This is a genomic window from Cyanobium sp. Maggiore-St4-Cus, from assembly GCF_024345615.1.
GTDB lineage: Bacteria > Cyanobacteriota > Cyanobacteriia > PCC-6307 > Cyanobiaceae > Cyanobium_A > Cyanobium_A usitatum.
In genome coordinates, this window is record NZ_JAGQBL010000003.1 from 222,175 (window position 1) to 242,729 (window position 20,555).

General features: G+C 61.4%; 14 protein-coding genes. 6 read left to right on the forward strand and 8 right to left on the reverse strand.

Annotation, left to right across the window (positions count from 1 at the left end):
* Window positions 1–2 precede the first annotated feature (2 nt).
* Entirely contained in the window at window positions 3–12,395 is a 12,393-nt protein-coding gene (locus KBY99_RS04495; protein WP_254997574.1) for a VCBS domain-containing protein, read from the forward strand.
* A gap of 83 nt (window positions 12,396–12,478) precedes the next feature.
* Here the strand turns inward: KBY99_RS04495 and KBY99_RS04500 are convergent, their stop codons facing one another.
* The 5 genes from KBY99_RS04500 to KBY99_RS04515 form a co-directional block, all read right to left on the reverse strand.
* Window positions 12,479–12,826 carry a hypothetical protein gene (locus KBY99_RS04500; RefSeq protein WP_254997575.1) on the reverse strand — a complete coding sequence of 116 codons (348 nt, stop codon included), beginning with the start codon at window positions 12,824–12,826 and terminating at the stop codon, window positions 12,479–12,481.
* 95 nt (window positions 12,827–12,921) lie between these two features.
* Window positions 12,922–13,146 (reverse strand): hypothetical protein, encoded by a 225-nt coding sequence (locus KBY99_RS04505; protein WP_254997576.1) that lies wholly within the window; start codon window positions 13,144–13,146, stop codon window positions 12,922–12,924.
* A 247-nt stretch (window positions 13,147–13,393) separates the two neighbouring features.
* Entirely contained in the window at window positions 13,394–13,552 is a 159-nt protein-coding gene (locus KBY99_RS04510; protein WP_254997577.1) for a hypothetical protein, read from the reverse strand.
* Between the two features lie 236 nt (window positions 13,553–13,788).
* Complete coding sequence (locus KBY99_RS14910) at window positions 13,789–14,004, reverse strand: DUF1651 domain-containing protein (protein ID WP_409996526.1); 216 nt, start codon at window positions 14,002–14,004, stop codon at window positions 13,789–13,791.
* Window positions 14,005–14,040: 36 nt separating this feature from the next.
* The gene (locus tag KBY99_RS04515; protein WP_254997579.1) at window positions 14,041–14,271 is read right to left on the reverse strand and encodes a hypothetical protein; all 231 of its coding nucleotides are present in this window, start codon (window positions 14,269–14,271) and stop codon (window positions 14,041–14,043) included.
* A 645-nt stretch (window positions 14,272–14,916) separates the two neighbouring features.
* Between KBY99_RS04515 and KBY99_RS04520 the strand changes: the two genes are divergently transcribed.
* Window positions 14,917–15,153 (forward strand): DUF2811 domain-containing protein, encoded by a 237-nt coding sequence (locus tag KBY99_RS04520; RefSeq protein ID WP_254997580.1) that lies wholly within the window; start codon window positions 14,917–14,919, stop codon window positions 15,151–15,153.
* On the opposite strand, the gene KBY99_RS04525 is transcribed toward KBY99_RS04520, so the two are convergent.
* Window positions 15,150–15,578 (reverse strand): EamA family transporter, encoded by a 429-nt coding sequence (locus KBY99_RS04525; protein ID WP_254997581.1) that lies wholly within the window; start codon window positions 15,576–15,578, stop codon window positions 15,150–15,152. The two genes, KBY99_RS04520 and KBY99_RS04525, sit on opposite strands and share 4 nt — an antisense overlap.
* 91 nt (window positions 15,579–15,669) lie before the next feature.
* Between KBY99_RS04525 and KBY99_RS04530 the strand changes: the two genes are divergently transcribed.
* A complete protein-coding gene (locus KBY99_RS04530) occupies window positions 15,670–15,804 on the forward strand; it encodes a hypothetical protein (protein WP_254997583.1) in 135 nt (44 codons plus the stop codon).
* Window positions 15,805–16,025: 221 nt separating this feature from the next.
* Here the strand turns inward: KBY99_RS04530 and KBY99_RS04535 are convergent, their stop codons facing one another.
* Window positions 16,026–16,232, reverse strand: a complete 207-nt coding sequence (locus tag KBY99_RS04535) for a hypothetical protein (protein WP_254997585.1) — start codon at window positions 16,230–16,232, stop codon at window positions 16,026–16,028.
* Window positions 16,233–16,824: 592 nt separating this feature from the next.
* On the opposite strand from KBY99_RS04535, the gene KBY99_RS04540 reads away from it, so the two are divergent.
* The 3 genes from KBY99_RS04540 (at window position 16,825) to KBY99_RS04550 (ending at window position 19,584) form a co-directional block, all read left to right on the forward strand.
* The gene (locus tag KBY99_RS04540) at window positions 16,825–17,781 is read left to right on the forward strand and encodes an ArdC family protein (protein WP_254997586.1); all 957 of its coding nucleotides are present in this window, start codon (window positions 16,825–16,827) and stop codon (window positions 17,779–17,781) included.
* Window positions 17,782–18,528: 747 nt separating this feature from the next.
* Complete coding sequence (locus KBY99_RS04545) at window positions 18,529–18,942, forward strand: hypothetical protein (protein ID WP_254997588.1); 414 nt, start codon at window positions 18,529–18,531, stop codon at window positions 18,940–18,942.
* A 228-nt stretch (window positions 18,943–19,170) separates the two neighbouring features.
* Window positions 19,171–19,584, forward strand: a complete 414-nt coding sequence (locus KBY99_RS04550; RefSeq protein WP_254997589.1) for a transposase — start codon at window positions 19,171–19,173, stop codon at window positions 19,582–19,584.
* Between the two features lie 647 nt (window positions 19,585–20,231).
* Here the strand turns inward: KBY99_RS04550 and KBY99_RS04555 are convergent.
* Window positions 20,232–20,468, reverse strand: coding sequence for a chlorophyll a/b-binding protein (locus KBY99_RS04555; protein WP_254997591.1), 237 nt, complete (start codon window positions 20,466–20,468; stop codon window positions 20,232–20,234).
* Between the last annotated feature and the right edge of the window lie 87 nt (window positions 20,469–20,555).

The following is a 20,555-nucleotide window of genomic DNA, read 5'->3' on the forward strand; positions in this document are numbered from 1 at the left end:
TCGTGGCGACTCCCTCCCCCATCGTAGCTATAGGTCCCTCATCGCTGGACCTGCTCTATGGGACCAGCGGCAACCTGCAGCTCACCTTTGATGAGTCCAGCGGCACCGGCTTCCAACCCTGGCTGGAGCTCCAGGTCGCCGCCCCCAGCAGCCACCTCAGCTTCGGTGCCGCCAGCTGGGCATCCCTCCCAATCGCCACCAAAACTTATACCTTCACCCGCAGCGGGACCAGCGTTCCTTACACCCTCGCCCACCCCATCACCGGGGCCACCCTCACCAGTGCCACCCCCGACACGCTGCTGATTTGGCAGCTGCCCGTGGGCAGCTATGTGGCCTCCGCTCCCGCAGTGGTGGTGAGCGTGCCGGTGTCGGTGAAGGCCACCAGCCCCATGCTGGGGCCCGTGCCGCTGCGGGCCGGCGGCGGCTACGCCCTCGGCACTGATCCCCTCAACAACCCGAGCACCGATCCACCGATCAGCGCCCCGAACGTGACGGGGCAGGTTGTGCCTTCACCCCTCACCTTCAGCAAGAGCAACAACCTTGCGGAGTCGGAAACGGCCACCGGCCCCAACTTCATTGGCGCCTGGCGGCTGTCGGCCGACATTGCCGATGGGGCCCAGCTCAACAAGCTGGTGGTCAGCGACACCCTGCCCAACGATCTCAACCTGCTGGAGATCAACCCCAGCTTGAAGCTGAACGGCAAGGTCACCCAGCAGCCGGTGGGGAACCCCACGGCCCCGAGCAATAACCAGGTCGTCATCGATTACGGCGGCCCCACCACGGGCACCACGAGCACGGAGGAGGCGGCCGCCCAGATCAGGTTCTTCGTTCCCGACACCCTCGACCCCACCACGGGCGGGGCGATCACCTACGCCAACAACGCCTCCGTCTCCGCCACCTGGGGCAACTCTCCAGACGGCAGCGTCAAGCTCAACACGCCCGCCAACAATGAGATCATCGCCAAGGCCATGGCGATTCAGAAATCCGCCAGCTCCGGCTCGGTGCTCCCGGGTGGCGACCTCACGTTCACCCTCAATTTCCAGATCTCCGATTACTTCGCCTTCGGCGATCTGATCGTCAAGGATCTACTCGGCGACGGACTCACCTATACCCCCGGCAGCGCCAGGATCAACCTCCAGGAGCAGGGCGTCTCGCGCACCGGCAGCCAGGCGATCGTCTTTGATTCGGCCTACATCAGCTACCTGTCGGATTTCGCCGGTTCTGGCGTTGATGGCAAGGACAACCTCAGCTTCGATCTCAGTGGCTGGCTGAAGTCGGTCGGCGACGACGGCATCCTCCAGGGCGGGCGGGTCTTCAGCACCACCGCAGGCGGCACATCGGGTTCGATCACCTTCTCCGCCAGCGTCGACGACTCCTACGTCGCCCCCAAGGTCGCCGGTCAGAACATCAAGGCGGGCGACAGGCTCGTGAACGACGTCACCTTGCAGGGTGACATCCAGAGACAGATCCTCGGCGGCTTCTTTGACACCAATCGCCAGGTCACCGACGCCAGCTCGGTGAACTTGAACGTGGCCGACATCGGCTCCGCCAAGACGGTGGTGGCCCGCAACGGCCAGGCCCTCGGCTCCGCTCCCCTGGTGCTCACTCCGGGCGACACGGTCACCTATCGCATCAAGGTGACCTTCCCCACGGGGGACATTCAGGGCTTCAGCCTGAAGGACTATCTGCCCACGCCGGTCTACAACGTGGACGGCGAGGCCAGCGGTGGCGCGAACCCGGCCGCCTTCGAGTTGTTCAGCACCGGCGCCACCGTCAGCGTCCCGGGCAGCCTTCCCCCGGCCGGCTCCTTCAGTTATGGCAGCCAGCACAATGCGCCCCAGTTGGTGGGGAACTTGCTGCAGTCCGGACCAGCGGTCAACGATCTGGTGGCGACGATCGCCAACACCAGCGATCCCAGCAACACCCCAACCACGGTCGATCTCTATTACACCGTCACCGTCAGTGGTGCGGCCATCAGCGATCGGTTGCCGATCACCAACATCGCCAGCGCCAGCACCGTTGACTCCAACGGTGTCAGCCGCCCCACCCAGGTGTCGGCGGTCACCGGCGAGGTGCTGGCCCCCAACCTCAAGATTCGCAAGGGCATTGTTGTAACGAGCCGCGACAGCCTCAGCGGAGCCCAAGGGGGCACCTACAGCCCCACCCTCAACACGGGAGGCGCCACCTTCCCCGCATCCATAGGCACTGTGCCCTTCACCGGCACGGTGAGCAGCGGCGGTATCAGCGTGGCCGGCGGCAACGGCTCCACTGGCACCGTCAACAACGGCGCCCTCGATTCGAACGTGACCGGCCTGGATGCCGGCGACACCGTCCGCTTCGTGGTGGTGATCGAGAACATCGGCACCAGTTACCGCGGCGCCTTCAACGTGCAGCTGCGCGACGAGTTGCCCGCCGGGCTCAGCTTCACCACTGGCAGCCTGAGGATCGTTGATGGCAGTGGCGCTGCGCTGAGCTTCACCCGGCCGGATGGCTCGGCCGCCAGCCAGACGGACTTCTTCACCGCAACCGGCGTCCGGCTGAGTGACCCCGGCCCAACCGCTGCCGACCCGCTCACCGGTGCCGGCGGCGGTGCCATCGACGGCTACAACGCCAGCAGCGGCCGCAACATCGCCGTGGTGAGCTTCGATGCCACCGTCGATTCGGGCGCCTACGGCCAGTTGGTGGCCGGCAAACTCACAAACGTGGGCGTGCTTGAGGACTACACCAACGTGCCCTCAGGGGGCACGGGCTATCTACCCGGCTCCATAAAGCTGATCGACAACGCCACGATCACGCTTCGGAACGCCACGGTCAGCAAGTCGATCGTCTCCACCTCCGAGGCTTCCACCAGCGGCAGCAACGTCGCCATCGGTGAGATCGTTCGCTACCGGGTGCAGGTCACGGTTCCCGAGGGGAACCTGGCCAACTTCAAGCTGGTGGACAGCCTGCCCACGGGAGTCTCGTTCCTTGGCGACGGCAGCGCCGCCTCCCCGATCTTCTCCTCCGGGGTGAGTGGGTCCCTAAGTCCCGCCACCCCAACGATCAACGGTTCCACCCTCACCTGGGACTTCGACACCCTCACCAACAGCGATCGCAACAACAACGTCGACGACACGATTGCGATTGAGTTCAACGCTCTGGTCACCAACATCAGCGGCAACAGCAACGGCACCACTCGCACCAACACCGCCACGGTGAGCTACACGGGCGGCTCCGCCAGCGGTACCGCGGCGGTGACGATCACCGAGCCCAACATCACGATCACCAAGGCCGTCAGCCCCACCAGCAATTTGCAAGCGGGCGACACCCTCACCTACACGGTCACGGTGAAGAACGCGGCGGGCCGCGCCGATGCCTTCGATCTGGTGCTCAACGATGCCCTCGGCAACCTGGGCAGCAACTTTGACCTGCTGAGCGTCACCCTGCCCGGCACCTTGCCGTCCGGCACCAGCTCAATCGTCGACAACTCCGTCACCAGTGGCTCCAGCGCAGCGACGGGAGATCAGATCCAACTCAAGATCGATCGGCTCAATGGTGGCCAGAGCTTCAGCTTCACCTACAAGGGCGTGGTGCTGACCGGGATTCAACCCGGCACCACCCTCACCAACACTGCCAACGTCACTTACACGGGTCTGCCGGGTACCGGCACCCCCAACGGCAGCGGCGGCAACACCACCGGCAGCACCACACCTGGGGGCTCCGGTGCTGAGAACGGTGAGCGGAACGGCAGCGGCGGCGTCAACAACTACAGCAAGAGCGCCAGCCAGTCGGTGGTGAGTCAGGCCCTGGGTCCCATCAAGAGCACTCGGCTCACCTCCGAGGCCCACACCAGCGGCAATGGGGTAGCGATCGGTGAAATCGTGCGCTTCCGGCTGCAGACAAGTATTCCCCAGGGCACGATCGGCAACACGTCCTTTGTCGACAACCTGCCCACGGGTCTCACCTTTCTCAACGACAACACCGCCAGCCTGGCCTTCGTCAGTACTAATCCAGCAGACCTGACCTGGAGTCTGGGGCCGATCACCCCCTACTACCTCCCCAGCGCCGGCAACAACAACACGGTGATCCCCACCGCTCGCTTTGCACCGACGGTGACAGGACAGGCACTCACCTGGTCCCTGGGGCAAATAGTCAACCTCAACGCCGTCGACGCACAGATCGAGTCGGTGATTGTCGAGTTCAACGCCATCGTGGCCAATGTGGCCAGCAATCAGGCCGGCGTCAACCTCACCAACAGCTTCATCGCCAAATCCAGCCTCTCGGGAATCACCAGTCAAGTCACCTCCAGTGCCCCACCGCTGTCGGTGCTGGAGCCCAAGCTGGAGACCGATAAAACGGTTGCCATCGAGAAAACCGGCGTTGCCGGAAACGCCAACGCCACCCCCGGCGACACCCTCGTCTACACCGTCGTTGTCCGCAACACGGGCACGGTCAAGGCGTTCAACCTCTTCATCGACGACAACCTCGATGCCCTTGGGCTCAACTTCGACCTCAGCGGTTCTCCAACGATCGTTCAGAGCCAGACGGGTGCTCCGGCGCCCACCGATAACTCGATCTTCAGTGGCAGCAATGGACTGGCCGATCGGATCTCAGTTCTGATCCCTGAACTGGACATCAACCAGAGCGTCACCCTGACCTACCGAGGTGTGCTCTCCGCCGGCCTGCCACCGGGCACTGCCCTCACCAACACCGCCCAGGTCACCTACACCAGCCTGCCGGGCACTGGCACGCCCACTGGCAGTGGCGGCAACAGCACCGGCAGCAGCACCCCCGGCGGCTCAGGCGCCGCCAATGGAGAACGCAATGGTGATGGCGGCGTCAACGACTACCTCAGCAGCAAGACCCTGATCCTGGTGGCCAACCGCCCTCCCGTGGCGGTGAATGACACGGGCAACGCCGTCGAAGCCGGCGGCACCTCCAACACCACCCCCGGCAGCAATGCCACCGGCAACCTGCTGACCAACGACACCGATCCAGACCCCGCCGACAACCCCCTCACCTCCAAGGGAAAGGTGACCTCCTTCCGCATCGGAAGCACCGAGGGGTCAGGCACGGCCGGCAGCCTCGGTTCTCCACTCCTTGGCACCTATGGCCAGCTGACCGTCAACGCCGACGGCACCTACACCTATGTGGTGGACAACCGCAACGCGCTTGTGGATGCCCTGGATCCAGGCGCCAGCCTTAGTGAATTCTTCAACTACACCGTTTCCGATGGTGCCCTGAGCGACATCGGGGTGATCTCGATCACGATCCAGGGCGCCAACGATGCTCCCGTTGCTGCCAACGACACGGGCACGGTTGTGGAGGCCGGCGGCACCCCTGGCGCCACCGCCACCGGCAACGTGATCAGCAACGATCGCGACATTGACAACCGGGACGGCAACAACCTGGTGGCACCGCCTGAGGGCACGGTGGTGGCCGTGCGCACCGGTGCCAAGGAGGGGGCGGGCACCGCCGGCACCGTGGGAGCGGCCCTGAAGGGGATCTACGGCTCGCTCACCCTGAGTGCCAACGGCACGTACACCTACGTCGTCGACAACACCAACCCCATGGTGGATGCCTTGAACTCAGGCGACACCCTCAGCGAGTCGTTCAATTACACCCTGCTCGACCATCGGGACGGACTCAACGACATCGCCGTCCTGACGATCACGATTCAGGGAAGGAACGACGCTCCGGTAGCCCTTAACGACGCTGGTTCCGCCCTGGAAGCCGGCGGCACCTCCAACGGCACGCCTGGGGCCAATGCCATCGGCAATGTTCTCACCAACGACACCGACGTCGACTCCAACGACACGCCCGCGCTCAACGGCTTCGTCGAATCCTTCCGCACTGGAGCGACCGAGGGATCAGGCACAGCCGGCACCATCGGTGCGCCCTTGCAGGGCCTGTATGGATCGATCACCTTCCAGGCCAACGGCACCTATATCTATGTGGTCAACAACACCAATCCAGCGGTCGACTCCCTCGATCCGGGCGCCTTCCTGAGTGAGTCCTTCAACTACACCGTCTCCGATGGTGCGCTCACGGATATCGGCATCCTGACGATCACGATCACCGGGGCCAACGATGCGCCCGTGGCCGCTGATGACTTCGGCAATGCCATCGAAGCTGGTGGCGCCCGAAATGGCACCCCAGGCAGCAATGCCGTCGGCAATGTGATCATCAACGACCGTGATGTTGATACGGCCGACGGCAACAATCTCACAGGCCCGCCGCAGGGCAGGATCACGGCTGTACGGACCGGCGACAAGGAAGACAGCGGCAACAGCGGTGTGGTGGGGTCGGCACTGGAAGGTCTCTATGGCTCGCTGACGCTGAACGCCGATGGCTCCTACGTCTACACGGTTGACAACAGCAAACTGGTGGTTGATTCCCTCGACTCCAGGGATACTCTTCGCGACACATTCAACTACAGCCTGCTCGACCACCCCGGTGGACTGACGGATACGGCCGTCCTGACGATCATCATCACTGGAGCCAATGATGCACCCGTCGCCGTCAATGACACCGGCACTGCTCTGGAAGCCGGTGGGACCCGCAACGGCACCGCCGGCTCGAATGCCACCGGCAATGTGCTGCTCAACGACACGGATGTTGATGCCGGTGACACCCCATCCCTGAATGGCTCTGTCAGCGCCATCCGCACCGGCGCCGTCGAAGGCTCCGGCACGGCTGGGTCTGTGGGAACGGGCCTGGCAGGCTTGTATGGCACGCTCACGATCAACGCCAACGGCAGCTACATCTATGTGGTTGACAACAGCAATCCAGCTGTTGATGCACTCGATCCCGGCGCCACTCTGATCGAGAGCTTCAACTACACCGTGCGTGATCGTCCCGGTGGGCTAAGCGACATCGGGGTGCTCACCATCACCATCACTGGGGTTAACGACGCCCCGATTGCAAACAACGACACCGGCATAGCCGTCGAGGCAGGCGGCACGTTGAACGGCACGGCCGGCAGCAATGCCAGTGGCAACGTGATCAGCAACGATCGCGATGTGGATACAGCAGATGGGGCGAATCTTGTCGCCCCGCCGCTGGCCTCGCTCCTGTCGATCCGCAGCGGCGACAAGGAAGGGCTTGGCAATGCCGGCAGCCTGGGAGCAGCGCTGGCCGGCGCCTACGGAAGCCTGACCCTCAACGCCAATGGCACCTACACCTATGAGGTGGACAACGCCAACTCCACGGTCGACGCGCTTAACCCCGGCGATGTTCTGACGGAGACGTTCAACTACACGCTTCAGGACCATCCCGGCGGCCTCACCGACATCGCCGTTCTGACCATCAACATCAACGGGGTCAATGATGCCCCGGTGGCCAGCGATGATGCCGGTACCGCCCTTGAGGCTGGCGGCATCAGCAACAGCCTGGGCGGAGCCGCTGCCACCGGCAATGTGCTGCTCAACGACACCGATGTTGACTCGAATGACACCCCGTCCATCAATGGCACGATCGTCGACATCCGCCGTGGTGCAACAGAGGGTTCAGGCACAGCCGGAGCACAGGATGGCATTGGCGGTTTCGTGCTGGTGGGTAGCTTCGGAACCCTCACGATCGCCGCCAACGGCACCTACACCTATGTGGTTGACAACGCCAACCCCACAGTTGGTGCACTCAACCCCGGCGATGTACTAACGGAGTCATTCAACTACTCGGTTCTCGATCATCCAGGTGGCCTCACGGACATCGCCATCCTGACGATCACGATTGAAGGCGCTCAGGATGGCAACCTCACCAACAACACCCTCATCGCCGGCGAAGCTGGCGGCGTGAACAACAGCTCCGGCGGATTTGCCGGCCGCGGTGATCTGCTCGACAATCCCAGCCTCCCGGCCGGGACCACCGTGATCGCCATCCGTACGGGCGACACCCCTGGCTCAGGCACGGCAGGGAGTGTCGATGCAGCCGGAAACTTGGTGCTCACGGGCATATACGGCACGCTGACCGTCAATCCCAATGGCGACTCCATCTACAGGATCAACAACAGCAATCCTGTTGTTGATGCGCTCGATCCGGGCGACACGCTGAGCGAGTTCTTTAACTACGACTTCAGCGACGGGGTGGGCACGAGCACAGCCGTGCTTACGGTGAACATCGGTGGCAGCAACGATACCCCTGTTGCCAACAACGACAGCGGTACAGCCGTTGAGGCAGGGGGCACGCAGAACGGTACGGCCGGCAGCGATGCCGGCGGCAATGTGATCAGTAACGATCGCGATGTCGACAACAACGACGGTGCTAACAGCGCGGCACCCCCGCTGGCCACGATCACGGCCATCCGCCGGGGCGCCAAGGAGGGTGCAGGGCTTACAGGTACGGCAATCGCCGGAGGCGGCTTCCAGCTTGTCGGCTTCTACGGCACTCTCACCATCGCGGCCAATGGCAGCTACACCTATGTGCTGAACAACAGCAACCGCATCGTCGACGAACTGGATGCCGGCGACTTCATCATCGAGTCGTTCAATTACACCGTTCTCGATCACCCAAGCGGCCTGACTGACACCGCTGTTCTCAACATCCGCATCAACGGTGTCAATGATGCCCCTGTCGCCAGCGACGACAGCGGTGCTGCCCTAGAAGCGGGCGGCGTGGCCAATGGCACCGCCGGCAGCAATGCCACCGGCAACGTGCTCAGCAACGACACCGATGTCGATCGCGACGACACTCCTGCGCTCAACGGAGCGGTTTCGGCGATCCGCATCGGTGCAACGGAGGGTTCCGGCACGGCCGGGACTGCGGATGGATTCGGTGGATTCGTGCTGACAGGCAGCTATGGAATCCTCACCATCGCTGCCAACGGCAGCTACACCTATGTGGTCAACAACAGCAATCCAACCGTTGATGCTCTCAGCCCGGGCCAGACCCTCAGCGACGAGTTCAACTACACGGTGCGTGACCGCGGGGGCCTCACCGACATCGCACGGCTGACGATCAGGATCGACGGGGCCAATGATGCCCCGATCGCAGCCAACGACACCGGCACGGCCGTGGAGGCAGGCGGCACCTTGAACGGCACGGCCGGCAGCAATGCCAGCGGCAATGTGATCAGCAATGATCGCGATGTCGACAATAACGATGGCGGCAACAGCGTGGCACCACCTCTGGCCACGATCACGGCCATCCGCAGAGGCGCCAAGGAGGGCGTCGGTCTAGACGGTGCGGCGATCGCCGGAGGTGGCTTTGAGCTTGTCGGCTTCTACGGCACCCTCACTATTGCGGCCGATGGCAGCTACACCTATGTGGTGAACAACAGCAACCGCTTCATAGAGGCGTTGGATGCCGGCGACTTCATCATCGAATCGTTCAACTACACGGTTCTCGATCACCCCAGCGGCCTAACTGACACCGCTGTTCTCAACATCCGCATCAACGGTGTCAATGATGCCCCCGTTGCCAGTAACGACAGCGGCAGCGCCCTTGAAGCGGGCGGTGTTGCCAATGGCACCGCCGGCAGCAATGCCACCGGCAACGTACTCAGCAACGACACTGATGTCGATCGCGACGACACACCTGCCCTAAATGGAGTCGTCACAGCTATCCGAACCGGTGCCAGCGAAGGAGCCGGCACGGCGGGGACGCCAGATGGCGCTGGCGCTTTTGTGGTCCGTGGGGCCTACGGCACCCTCACCATCAACAGCAACGGCACCTATACCTACGACGTTGACAACAGCAATCCACTCGTCGATGCGCTCAGCCCCGGCGACAGCCTGCAGGAAGAGTTCAACTACACGGTCCGAGACCTCGGCGGCCTCACAGACATCGGCGTGCTGCGCATCACCATCGATGGGGCGAATGATGCCCCGATCGCACGCAACGACACCGGCACAGCCCTTGAAGCTGGCGGCACCAACAACGGCACGCCGGGCACCAACTCCAGCGGCAATGTGCTCACCAACGACAGCGACGTCGATCGCAACGACACGCCCTTGCAGACCAAGGGCAGCGTCTCCGGCATCCGCACGGGAATCAAGGAGGGCTCCGGTGTAGCTGGCGTGCCCGATGGCAGCGGCGGCTTCGTGCTGGTTGGCACCTACGGCACCCTCCGGATCAACGCCAACGGCAGCTACACCTACACCGTCGACAACGGCAACCCGGCGGTGGACGGGATGGACGCGGGAGATCAATTCACCGAAACTTTCAATTACACCGTGCTCGACACCGGCGGGCTCAGCGACATCGCCCTGCTGACGATCACCATCAAGGGGGCCAATGATGCCCCTGTCGCCGGAAACGACACCAGTAGCGCTATCGAGGCTGGGGGCACTCTCAACGGCACACCCGGCGCCGATGCCATCGGCAATGTGCTTACCAATGACACCGATGTGGATCGCTCTGACACCCCTTCATTGAATGGAGCGGTTACTGCCATCCGGCTGGGCGACGCGGAAGGCCTTGGCACCGCCGGGGTAGTTGGCAGCCCCCTTCAAGGGCTTTACGGCTCCCTCACGATCGACAACAACGGCAACTACCGCTACTTGATCGATAACGCCAATCCCACGGTGGAGGCCCTAAACCCGGGCGACCTGCTCAGCGAGTCGTTCAATTACACCGTGAGCGATGGCGGCGGCCTCACCGACACCGCCGTGCTGACGATCACGATCCGGGGCAGCAACGACGCCCCCGTGGCCAGCGACGACAGCGGCATTGCTAAGGAGGCCGGTGGGATCAATAACAGCAGTGGCGGCGCCAACGCCAGCGGCAACGTGCTGGCCAACGACACCGATGTGGACAGCAACGACACACCGCTACCCAGTAAGGGAACGGTCACCGCCATCCGCACCGGTGCCGGGGAAGGTACGGGCACGGCCGGCAGCGTTGGCAGTGCCATTCAGGGGCAGTACGGCAGCCTGCTGATCAATGCCAACGGCAGCTTCACCTACGTGGTGAACAACAGCGACCTAACGGTGGAACGACTGAACGTGGGTGAGCAGCTCACCGAATTCTTCAACTACACCGTGCTGGATCACAGCGGTGGACTCACTGACATTGCCGTGCTCGCCGTCACGGTTGAGGGAACCAACGACAACCCCAATGCCAGTGATGACTACATCGGCCGGTTGACCTCCGGCCAGAGCGGCACCATTCGCGTGATCGCCAACGACACCGACATCGATTCCAGGCTGGTGCCGAGCACGATCAAGATTGAAGGAACGGCGAATCCTGGCGAGCCGCTTGTGGTTCCCGGCCAGGGCACCTGGAGCGTGGATCCTGGCAATGGCGACATCACCTTCACACCCGAGACAGGTGTAACCACAAGCCCAACCCCGATCAAATACACCGTCCAGGACGAACAGGGAGCCACCAGCAACCCAGCCACGGTGTACATCAACTACGACAGCCCATCGGTGGGGCCCGAACCGCCCATTCCCGTCACCGAAGCGAGGCCCGTCAACCTGTTTCTGCTTCTCGATAACTCCACCTCCATGCAGGGGCTTGACCCCACAGGCGTCACCCGTCTGGAGGCGCAGAACCGGCTGGCCTTTTATTACGGCCTCAATCCTGTCTTTGAGAACGCTGGCTACATCTTCAAGAAGGGTGATCAATTCGGCTTCAATGGCGATGTCCAACTCACCCCCAGCCAGAGCCTGGCCACCGAAATCCTCAGCTGGGAGCTGATTGACAATCCATTCGACAACAAGACAGCCCAGACAGTCACCATTCACACGATCGACTTCAGCTATCTGGTCACCCACACCAAAACGGTGATCAACAGCAGCAGCACAGCCGAGGGTGTCACTCTGGCCAGCGATGTTCTGGCAACGACCACACCCGACAAGCAATACGGCAGCAGCATCAGCGCCGATTGGATCGCGCGAGGCCTGCCTGCACCCAGCAGCCTTGACACATATACAGCCCCTGGCACTCCCGGCAACCTCTCCAGCGGCACGGAAATGCTGGGGGCGCTAACGGGGCTCAAGGACTTACTGAACGACGAACTCACCTCGGTGGCCACCGACACCCTCACGTACGTGGGTCTATTCACCGACGGGCGTCCGGAGCGGCGCCCCTGGTGGGACAACCGGCCCGAATTCGGCCAAGGCTGGAGCGGCGTCAATGTGCCCCTGCCCACCGATGCAGATCTGGGCGGTGATCCAATCACCTCTTCAGGCCTGCGCTATTTGAGCAACGGCACGCCGATCAAGGTGCTCACGGCCAATGGTGTGGACATCTGGGGCCAGAACCAACTGGAGCTCAATGCAGCCCTCGATCGCACCGCAGCGGCAAGCGGCAGTCCGGACAGCGTCAAGGTGATCAGCGTGGGACTGGGAGATGGAGGGATCTCCAACTGGAGTGCGATCTACTCCGACCTATTCACCAACCAGACCTTCAACAACCAGGCCGGGGGCTGGGGTTATCAGGTAATCACGCCGAACATCCAGCTGCAGAGCTGAACCCAACCCGTACGCCACCGCGAAGCGATAGCCCGGCTGGATTACCAGGTTCACCGGGCCGCAGTGGTTCTCTATCCACTCGTTCAGCGGCGAACGTAGGTGCGGCCTTCGGGTCCGCGAACGGCTGCCCCGCCATTAGGGCCACGCACAGCGGCCGCACCCTCAGGGCCACGGACGGCAGCGCCACCATTAGGGCCGCGCACGGCAGCAGCACCAGGGGCCACTACCGCACGAGGGGCAACGACGGGAGCAACGACAACTGGGGCAACAACAACGGGTGCAACTACGGGTGCAGCAACCACACCCCGCGCGACACAGTTCCCCAAGGGGCCCCTGATGAAGCCGATCCCGCACAACTCACTGGCTGAGGAGGGCACCGCCGCAAGGGTGAGGGCACCTCCAAAGACGGCGGCCAGGAAAGTGTTTTTCAAGAAGGCTGCTCAGGTTGGGATATTGGTTCATTCAAGGACATCGGGTCACTGTCGTGCTCAAGGAAGGTGAACTCGGCACTTGACACGCCAGGCGGTCACGGAATGGCTTGACCATTGGGGGTGAGCTGTGGGGAGCCAGGGAGTTCCTCGCCTAAGACCTCGATCCGGTAGTACTCGCGATCGTCTGAGCAGCAGATATCGGCGTAGTAACGCTCAACCACCGCATAGGCCGCGTCGTAGCTGTCGAACACCTGACCGGCGATGCCGTCGCTGATGCCGTCGTCGCGTCGTATCAGGTAGCTGCCCATGGCATCTGTCACTCGACGTGCTTAGACATCTACGCCAGAGCCCCACTGGCGATCGACCTGCTTCCAACCCTGGTCCTGGTGGCGCTGACCTGTTTGGGACTGGCCGAGAGCGGAGTGCTGGTAGATCGAGCGCTCTGGAGCTGTAAAACTTCGCAGCGGAACTTGTAGAGGCCACATACCAAGTAGCGCCGTACCCCACCCGGGGCGCCGCATAGATTTAATCGTTGAGCTGCTGACCTACCTCGCCGGGGCGGTGGCCCTAGGCGAGGGACTGTTGGAGGAGGGTGGCGAGTTCCTCCAATTGGTCGTGGTTCAGCATCCAATCCCCCTGGCCATCCTTGGTGATGTGCTGGGCTTCCAGCATCCAGCCGTCCTCAGTCTGTTCAAGAACGAAGTGGGGGGATTGGTGACGACTCATGGCAGCAGCAGGGAGATCAGGCAGAAGGAGAGAACAGAATCGGCTGATAGGTGGGCGGGGTGGCGGGCCAAGTCTCAACTTCGCCCAGCAGGTGAAAGTGACCTATTCGCCGCTGACTGCGGTGGATAGGCGCACGGTCTTGACGTTGGCCGACGGGATCATGCGGTATTGGGCCTGGTTACAGGCATCCACCTCGGAGTTGATCTAACTGTATTCCGGTGTGCCGTTGGCAGGGCTCACCTTGGTTCCGGCAGGTTCGGCCGCGGGGGATGGAGGGCTTGCCCGGCCTGGGCATTGAGCCTTAGCCATCGCTCCCTGGCGTCGTTACGGCGCATGTGTCTTCGAGTTTTGAGCAGCGGTGCAGCTCCAGGCAGCGGCCGGCATGAATCTACGAAGTACATCAGGTATCCGCTCCAACTCTTGGGATCCAAGCCTGGCTGCCCATCCAACAAGGCGCTAGATCTGATGTCCTGGCACCGTCTGTGTCTCTAGCGCGCAGGCTTGTTGGGCAGGCCGCCATTGCAGAAGTTGGCCGCAATGGCCGTGCGGTCGCCACCTTTGACGCGGGGACTTGTGCGCTCCAGCCACGCCAACCCAGCATCGAAGCACTGGTTCCAGCGGGAGGACTGGCCAGCAATGGAGCCAAGCGATAGGGCAATCGAGACTGAGCTCGCTGTGGCGACTAAGGCCAGCAGCGGGAACAGGTGAGCATTGATCATTTCCCGAACGCTGAGTTTCCGTCCGTCGTGATCAGCCATGAGAAAAGCCCAGGTTGGGGAGCTTGCCCATTGTGAACGCTCCTTCCTGTTACTCGCCGTCACTGGCTTTGAGGCGCTGAGAGAGTGAAACCGTTGGTATGACTGAAGCTTGGCTTGCCACAGCCGGGACTCCCCAAGCCTTTTATGCCACAAACTTTCAAATAGATTTTTGAGTCGTACCAAGCACTTTGGCGGCCACTGTGTTGCCCTGGGCGGTTGTGCGTTTGGGTTCAGGCAGGAGCTGTTGTTTCGCAAAACCCGATTTGTATTGCTGCAGGGTGTGGGCGGATCGATCAGGGCTGCTGAGCTATGGAGTTTTCCCCCGAATTCAGCGGTTTCCCGCCATAACCGGCGCCTTCTCCACAGGCTTAACGCCCCAGACCCCGCTGCTGGCATCAGCAGTGCAGCCCCCGCTGGGGAAAAGCACTCTCCTCTTGACCGCCGGCAGCGGGGAGTTTTGGCCTGCCCAAGAGGAACAGCAAGCCGCCAGGAAGGCAGCTCAGGTCTCGCTTCTCACGGCAAGACACGGCCTTGTCGGACTGGTTTTGCTGCTTTGACGCCGCTGCGGTGCTCGTGACTTGATGGGTGCACTGCCGTTATGAACGCATGAGCCAGATCCCCGACCATCCCCTGGTCCACGTGAGCGTCGTCAATGAGTTCCCGGAGGACCTGTACCAGGCGATGTGGGAATTCATCAGCAGCCATCCCAACTGGGACCAGTACCGCCTGCTGCAGGCAGCGCTTGCGGGCTTCCTGTTCCAGCACGGCAGCAAGGACCGGGCCGTGAGCAGGCTTTACCTCGACGGTTTGTTTCAGCGCGATCCGCCCTGCCTGAGCCGCTAGACCCAGGCAACCAAAGCAGCGCCGATAGCCATCAGCACCACCCCGAACCAGGCCTTGAGGTCGAGCTGTTCACCAAGCAGCAGCAGCGCCAGCAGGGCAATCAGCACAACACTGACCTTGTCGAGTGCCGCCACCCCAGCCACGGGCCCCAGCTGCAGGGCTCGGCTGTAGCAGAACCACGAGACACCTGTCGCCAGACCGGAGAGGGCGAGAGCGCCCAGGCTGAGAGCGGGCAGATGGCGCAGTTCCTGCCAATCGAGCCGGCCGCTGACCAGCAGCACCAGAGCCAGCACAATCGCTACGGCCAGGGTGCGGAACAGGGTGGCCATCGCCGCATCCACTCCCTGCACGCCCACCTTGAGCAATAGAGCGGTTACGGCTGCGGAGAGCGCGGCCGCTACGGCCCACAGCTGCCAGTTCTGCACGGAGCGTCTTGCATTGGGAAGCTGTGAGCGGAGGCTATTCGCGCAGGCAACCCTTTTGTTCACAAGAAGGCAGTGGTCAGGTCCACTCCTCATGACCACCCCGATGAGCGCCGAGCAATTTGCCGATCGCTTCTGGTTCTACCGCCACCAATACCGCCATGGCCTACGGCTGGTCCGGGGCCTGGGCACAGGGCATCGATCCCTACAGCTACTGATGGATCGGTAAAGGAGCAATAAGAAACAGGTAGGTATGGATCTACCGCTTTAAGCAAGCCGCCATGGAAGACCAACTGGGGCTTGGGCCCAAGTCGGACCTCACCGGCTGAAAGCACTTGAACGGCGCCAAGCAGCACCGAGCTAAGTCCCGCCAGGGTTCAGCGGCTAGGAACAGATTGCAGCTCTGATGGAATTTGAGATCGCTCAGGTACGTAACGATCGAGCTGGTGGCTAATCACTGTCGTCGCTATCCTCATCCTCGCGAGATTCCTTATCCTCCTTCTTGCTCTCACCGTCTTCATCGTCTTTTGATGCGCCAAGAGAAGGCCTCTCCCGATCCATCTGGTCTTGTTTCCTATCTTTGCCGCCCTCACCGCCGCAGGCTGCCAAGAGAGCTACCAGGCTGGCAGCAGCGATGAACCGGGTGATGCGCTCCATAGCTAGTGGCAGATCTTGAGCAAGTTCACTCTGGCAGGGGAACAACCTCGGATACGGCGTGCTGATGTTTACCGATTAACTCGCCGCTGCTGCCATGCAGAAGCAGTGCCCTGATCCTCTCCAGTTTGAGGCCGTCCTTCCTGCCGACCTTCGCTGGGATCGCTCCCGTCGCTGTGACGCATCTGGTGTGAGCGGCCCTATGGAGAAGAGCTCTATTGCCTGAAGTATTGGAAGCTGGTCAGAAGCGCCGCCTTCTGCTCCCTGGGGGGTAGCGCTTATCTGAGCTCATGCAGGTCACATCGGCGGCCTTCTTTATCTCTCTCGCCGCCAAATGCACCTAGCGGTGTTGGTCTACTGAGCGCACCTAGCGGTGTTGGTCTACTGAGCGCACCTAGCGGTGCTGGTCTACAGAGCGCACCTAGCGGTGCAGATCTACTGAGCGCACCTAGCGGTGCGACAGAGCCTGGAGGAGAAGGGTTTGGTACGCGCAGGGAACTTCAGTGTGCGCAGGTGGCGCATGGGCTACGCGAGCGGCTAACGCCGCCCTTGCCCTCACCGGCGCGGTCACTTCAAGTCCTTTGCGCCCTGTCCAATGGCCGCATCACCAAAGTCACGCAGCAAGAGCTCAGGTCCCTCGCCAGAAGAAGCGCTGGTTCGTGATCTCATCGAGCTCCTAGAAGCTGGCAGCACGCCATGGCGCAAGCCCTGGGATTGCCACACCGGCGGTGTTCACATCAATCTGCTTACAGGCCGTGCCTACCGCGGCAGCAATCCAATCCTTTTGGAGCTCGGCATGGCCATGCGTGGCGCTGAGCTGCCCTTCTGGTGCGGCTTTGGGGAGGCCAAGAAGTTGGGCATCTTCCCCCGCAAAGACTCAAAGTCCGTCCGCATACTGCGGCCGCAGCTGCACTCCAGCGAGAAGGAGGCGTCCAATGGCGAGAAGGTTCTGCACAGCTGGGCTAGTTACCGGCCAGTGCCGGTATTCAATGCCGGCGATCTCGAGGGCGATGGCTTGGCTGGCTTGATCGCCGCACGGATGCCGGCCCTAGAAGCACGGCCAGCGATCGAGCCGATCGCCCGCGCCGAGCACGTTCTCTCTGCTTGGCCGGTGCCAGCCAGCTGGGGTGGTGAGCGGGCTTTTTATTCCACCAGCTCCGATCGCATCCAGCTGCCGCTGCGCGAAAGCTTCCACAGTGCTGCGGCGCTCTATGCCACCTGGGGCCATGAGGCCATTCACTCCACCGGCCACGAGTCGCGGCTTCAGCGGGATCAATCCGGCGCCTTTGGCTCCAGCAGCTATGCCCGAGAAGAGTCTGTAGCCGAGCTGGGCAGCGTTCTGCTGGGGCAGCGGCTGCAGATTGGCTGTGAGCTCACCAATCACGCCGCCTATCTCCAGAGCTGGATATCAGTGCTGCGCCAATCCCCCAAGGTGTTGCTGCAGGTGATCAGCGCAGCCCGGCAGGCGGTTGATTTGATCTGCCCAGAGCCAGAAGCTCCAGATGCTGTCTTGGTTGAGCAAGAGCTCAGCGTCTCTGCTGAGCGCACCTAGCGGTGCTGCGCCTGCTAGGCCGGCTTTTGGGGGACTCATGGGTGGCTGACACCGGATGCCTGTAATACAGGTGCTTTTTCTTGCCAGACAGCAGGACCGCATCCATTGAGGCGTTCTCACCGCGCCCCTACTGCTTAGAGGCAGTATTCAGATCCTTTTGCTTTGGTTGATCCCGGTCGTAGCAGCCGGCAGGCAGCAGAACCAGCACTGTTGGCTTTGGGGCTCTGCTGGTAATTCGTCGAGCACCCCTTGCAGGTTGTCCTCCCTTGCCTGTTAGTGCGCCGTGGGGCGTCACCTGGGGGTTCATCGCCAAAATTTCCATGGCAGCTCCATAAGACCCCGTCTGCAATATCCGCCTGCTGATCGTCCATCGCTATGCCCCTGGTATCAAAAAGAGCGGCGCTGTGCCCTGCACCGTTGAGCACTTCGGGAGGCGCGGTAAGCCGGTAAAGAAGATGCGGCTGATCACTGCTGAGAAGGCATTTGCCTTTGCACGCAAGTCGCAGGGCCTCCCCGGCGTCACCGTCTCAGTCTGCTAATCCCCCAGCGGCGGCCATCGGCCCCCTTTTATTGGGGTACTGGCTTGGTGGCCGTGCCAGGGGGCAGGGGAGCAAAAGGGAGGAAGAAAAAGGCAAGAGAAACGGCCTTTCTTGCTCCACCCGCTCCCTTCGCGGCCGACAACTGCTAGTATTGAATAAGTAATTTTACTGCAATCTTCTGGAAAAATCTATATCAATATTCATTCTTTTGGCGCTAACTATTTCTGGGGTCGCAGTATCTGCTTCTCCAGTATCTGCTGGTGATCAATGCTCTGTGGCGACAATAAAAGGAAGCTATTTGTATGCCCAGGATGGAATTATTCTGGGAAAATCAGCCGACAAAAACCAGCCCTTTGCCCAGGCTGGTCGCGAGTACTTTGACGGCAAGGGCGGCATGTCGGGGGTATATACTGGAAACTTCAATGGAACCATTGCCCGCGGAAGCTACAAGGGTACATATACAATGAATTCAAATTGTTCGGGAACTGTTACGTTCGAAGATAATCAAAAAAACGTATCTCATTACGACATTTATGCGACGCACAATGGCAGTGAGTTTGTATTTGTTCAAACTGATTCGAGTTCAATAACTGCAGCCTACGAGCGACGCAGGGCTGAATAATAGTAGAAACCAAATAAAGGTCTCAATGTACAAATTGTCCGGGGAAGCTTTGGAATCCAGTCCATCCGCGCGACAATGACTCTGTGATCGCATGCAAGGCTTTGCTTAATGGATGGCAAGCAGCTTCGTTTCTCGGATTACGAGCTCATCAGTGCACCCACCTCGACTTAAGTCGAGTGTGGCGGAGTCACTAGAAGCAGACCAAGCGCGAGAAATTTTCTCTCTGAGATGGAGGCGATGGTGCTCTGCCAGGCACTTGTCGAGTTAATCGTGCCCCACGACCCCAAGACCAACAAGAAGGGTGGCCGTCCGCCATATCCACTGATGACGATGCTGGGCATCTACTTGCTGCAACATTGGTGCTCGCTCGGCTATCCGGCTATGGAAGAGGCCTTGATAGCGGTGCCCACCATGAGTCGCTTTGCCAGCATCGATATGATTAGTGAATGGATTCCGGATGAAACCACGATCCTGTCCTTCCGCATGGGATGGGCTGCATATCTACCCCTATCAGTCATCATCGAGCTGTCAGCAATGATCGTCATGCCCCAGTTCGCTTTGTTCTTTGCTGACTGTGCCGGCTTCGGCGTCGAGATGGTGAAGGTGATGGACCCTGACAACGCTCTGGACATAGCCAGTTGACAAGCGACATCGAAAACTGAGCCACCTGGCTGACGATCCATCGAGCAATACACCTTGGTTTGTCCTTGTTCAGCTCGTTCAGTAGCGGGCTGCGGCTTGGCAGCCAATCGCCTGTGGGTTTCTACGCTGCAGCCTGGTCGGGGTTATGCGTGTTTGCGGCCGCTGAATAAACCGTGCAAGCCGTGCACAGACCTGTGGGATGACAGCGAGCCAGGGGATTCCACCGCTCCCGCCTGCTCCAGCCGCTCGCTCCCGCTTGGCTATTCCGCAAAGGCCCGTGCCCGCTGCCGCACCGCTAGTTGCGCTGAGCAGAACCGCCCATTCAGAACCTCAGCTGGGCGGAGGGGGCCCACCGGCTGTGCAGACAGCGATGTTCCCGCTCTTCACCACCATGCAGTCCCTCATTGATGCATGGGAAGAGGCTCAGTCTTGCGGTCAATGGCAGGAGCCACAGCCCGAGCCCGCCTATCCAGCAGTCTGGTGGCTGATCCAGCTGGAAAAAGAGCACCAAGAGCTTGAGCCTCCCAAGCGCTGGTCCGTCTAATGGCGGCTAGCCGGTGGGCTTGGAGGCCGCCGGTTATTCCACTGGCGCCAAACAAAACCCCCAGGTATTACCTAGGGGTCAGAAACAAAGGGCCTGCAGAAGCTCAGAAGCAGAAAGGCAGAAACTGGGTACGGCAGGCGGCGTAGCCATCTACCAAGGCGCCTAAGCCAATCTGGTGGGCAATACCAAAGCCGGTTACTCCTTCCACCACGATGCCGATCACAATGCCGAGCATCGCAGCGCGGCCGTTAAACAGTTCAACTTGCTTGAGCTGCTCCATGAGGGTCAGCTGTTCCGCGCTGTTATTAAGCGCTGGGCCGTTAGAAGGAGTGTTGGTCATGACTTTTGGTGGCGGAATAGTTATTGGAAACCAGAAGAGGCAAGAGCTAGAAGTTCAATCGGCAAGATCCGGCTGGTTGAGAGCACC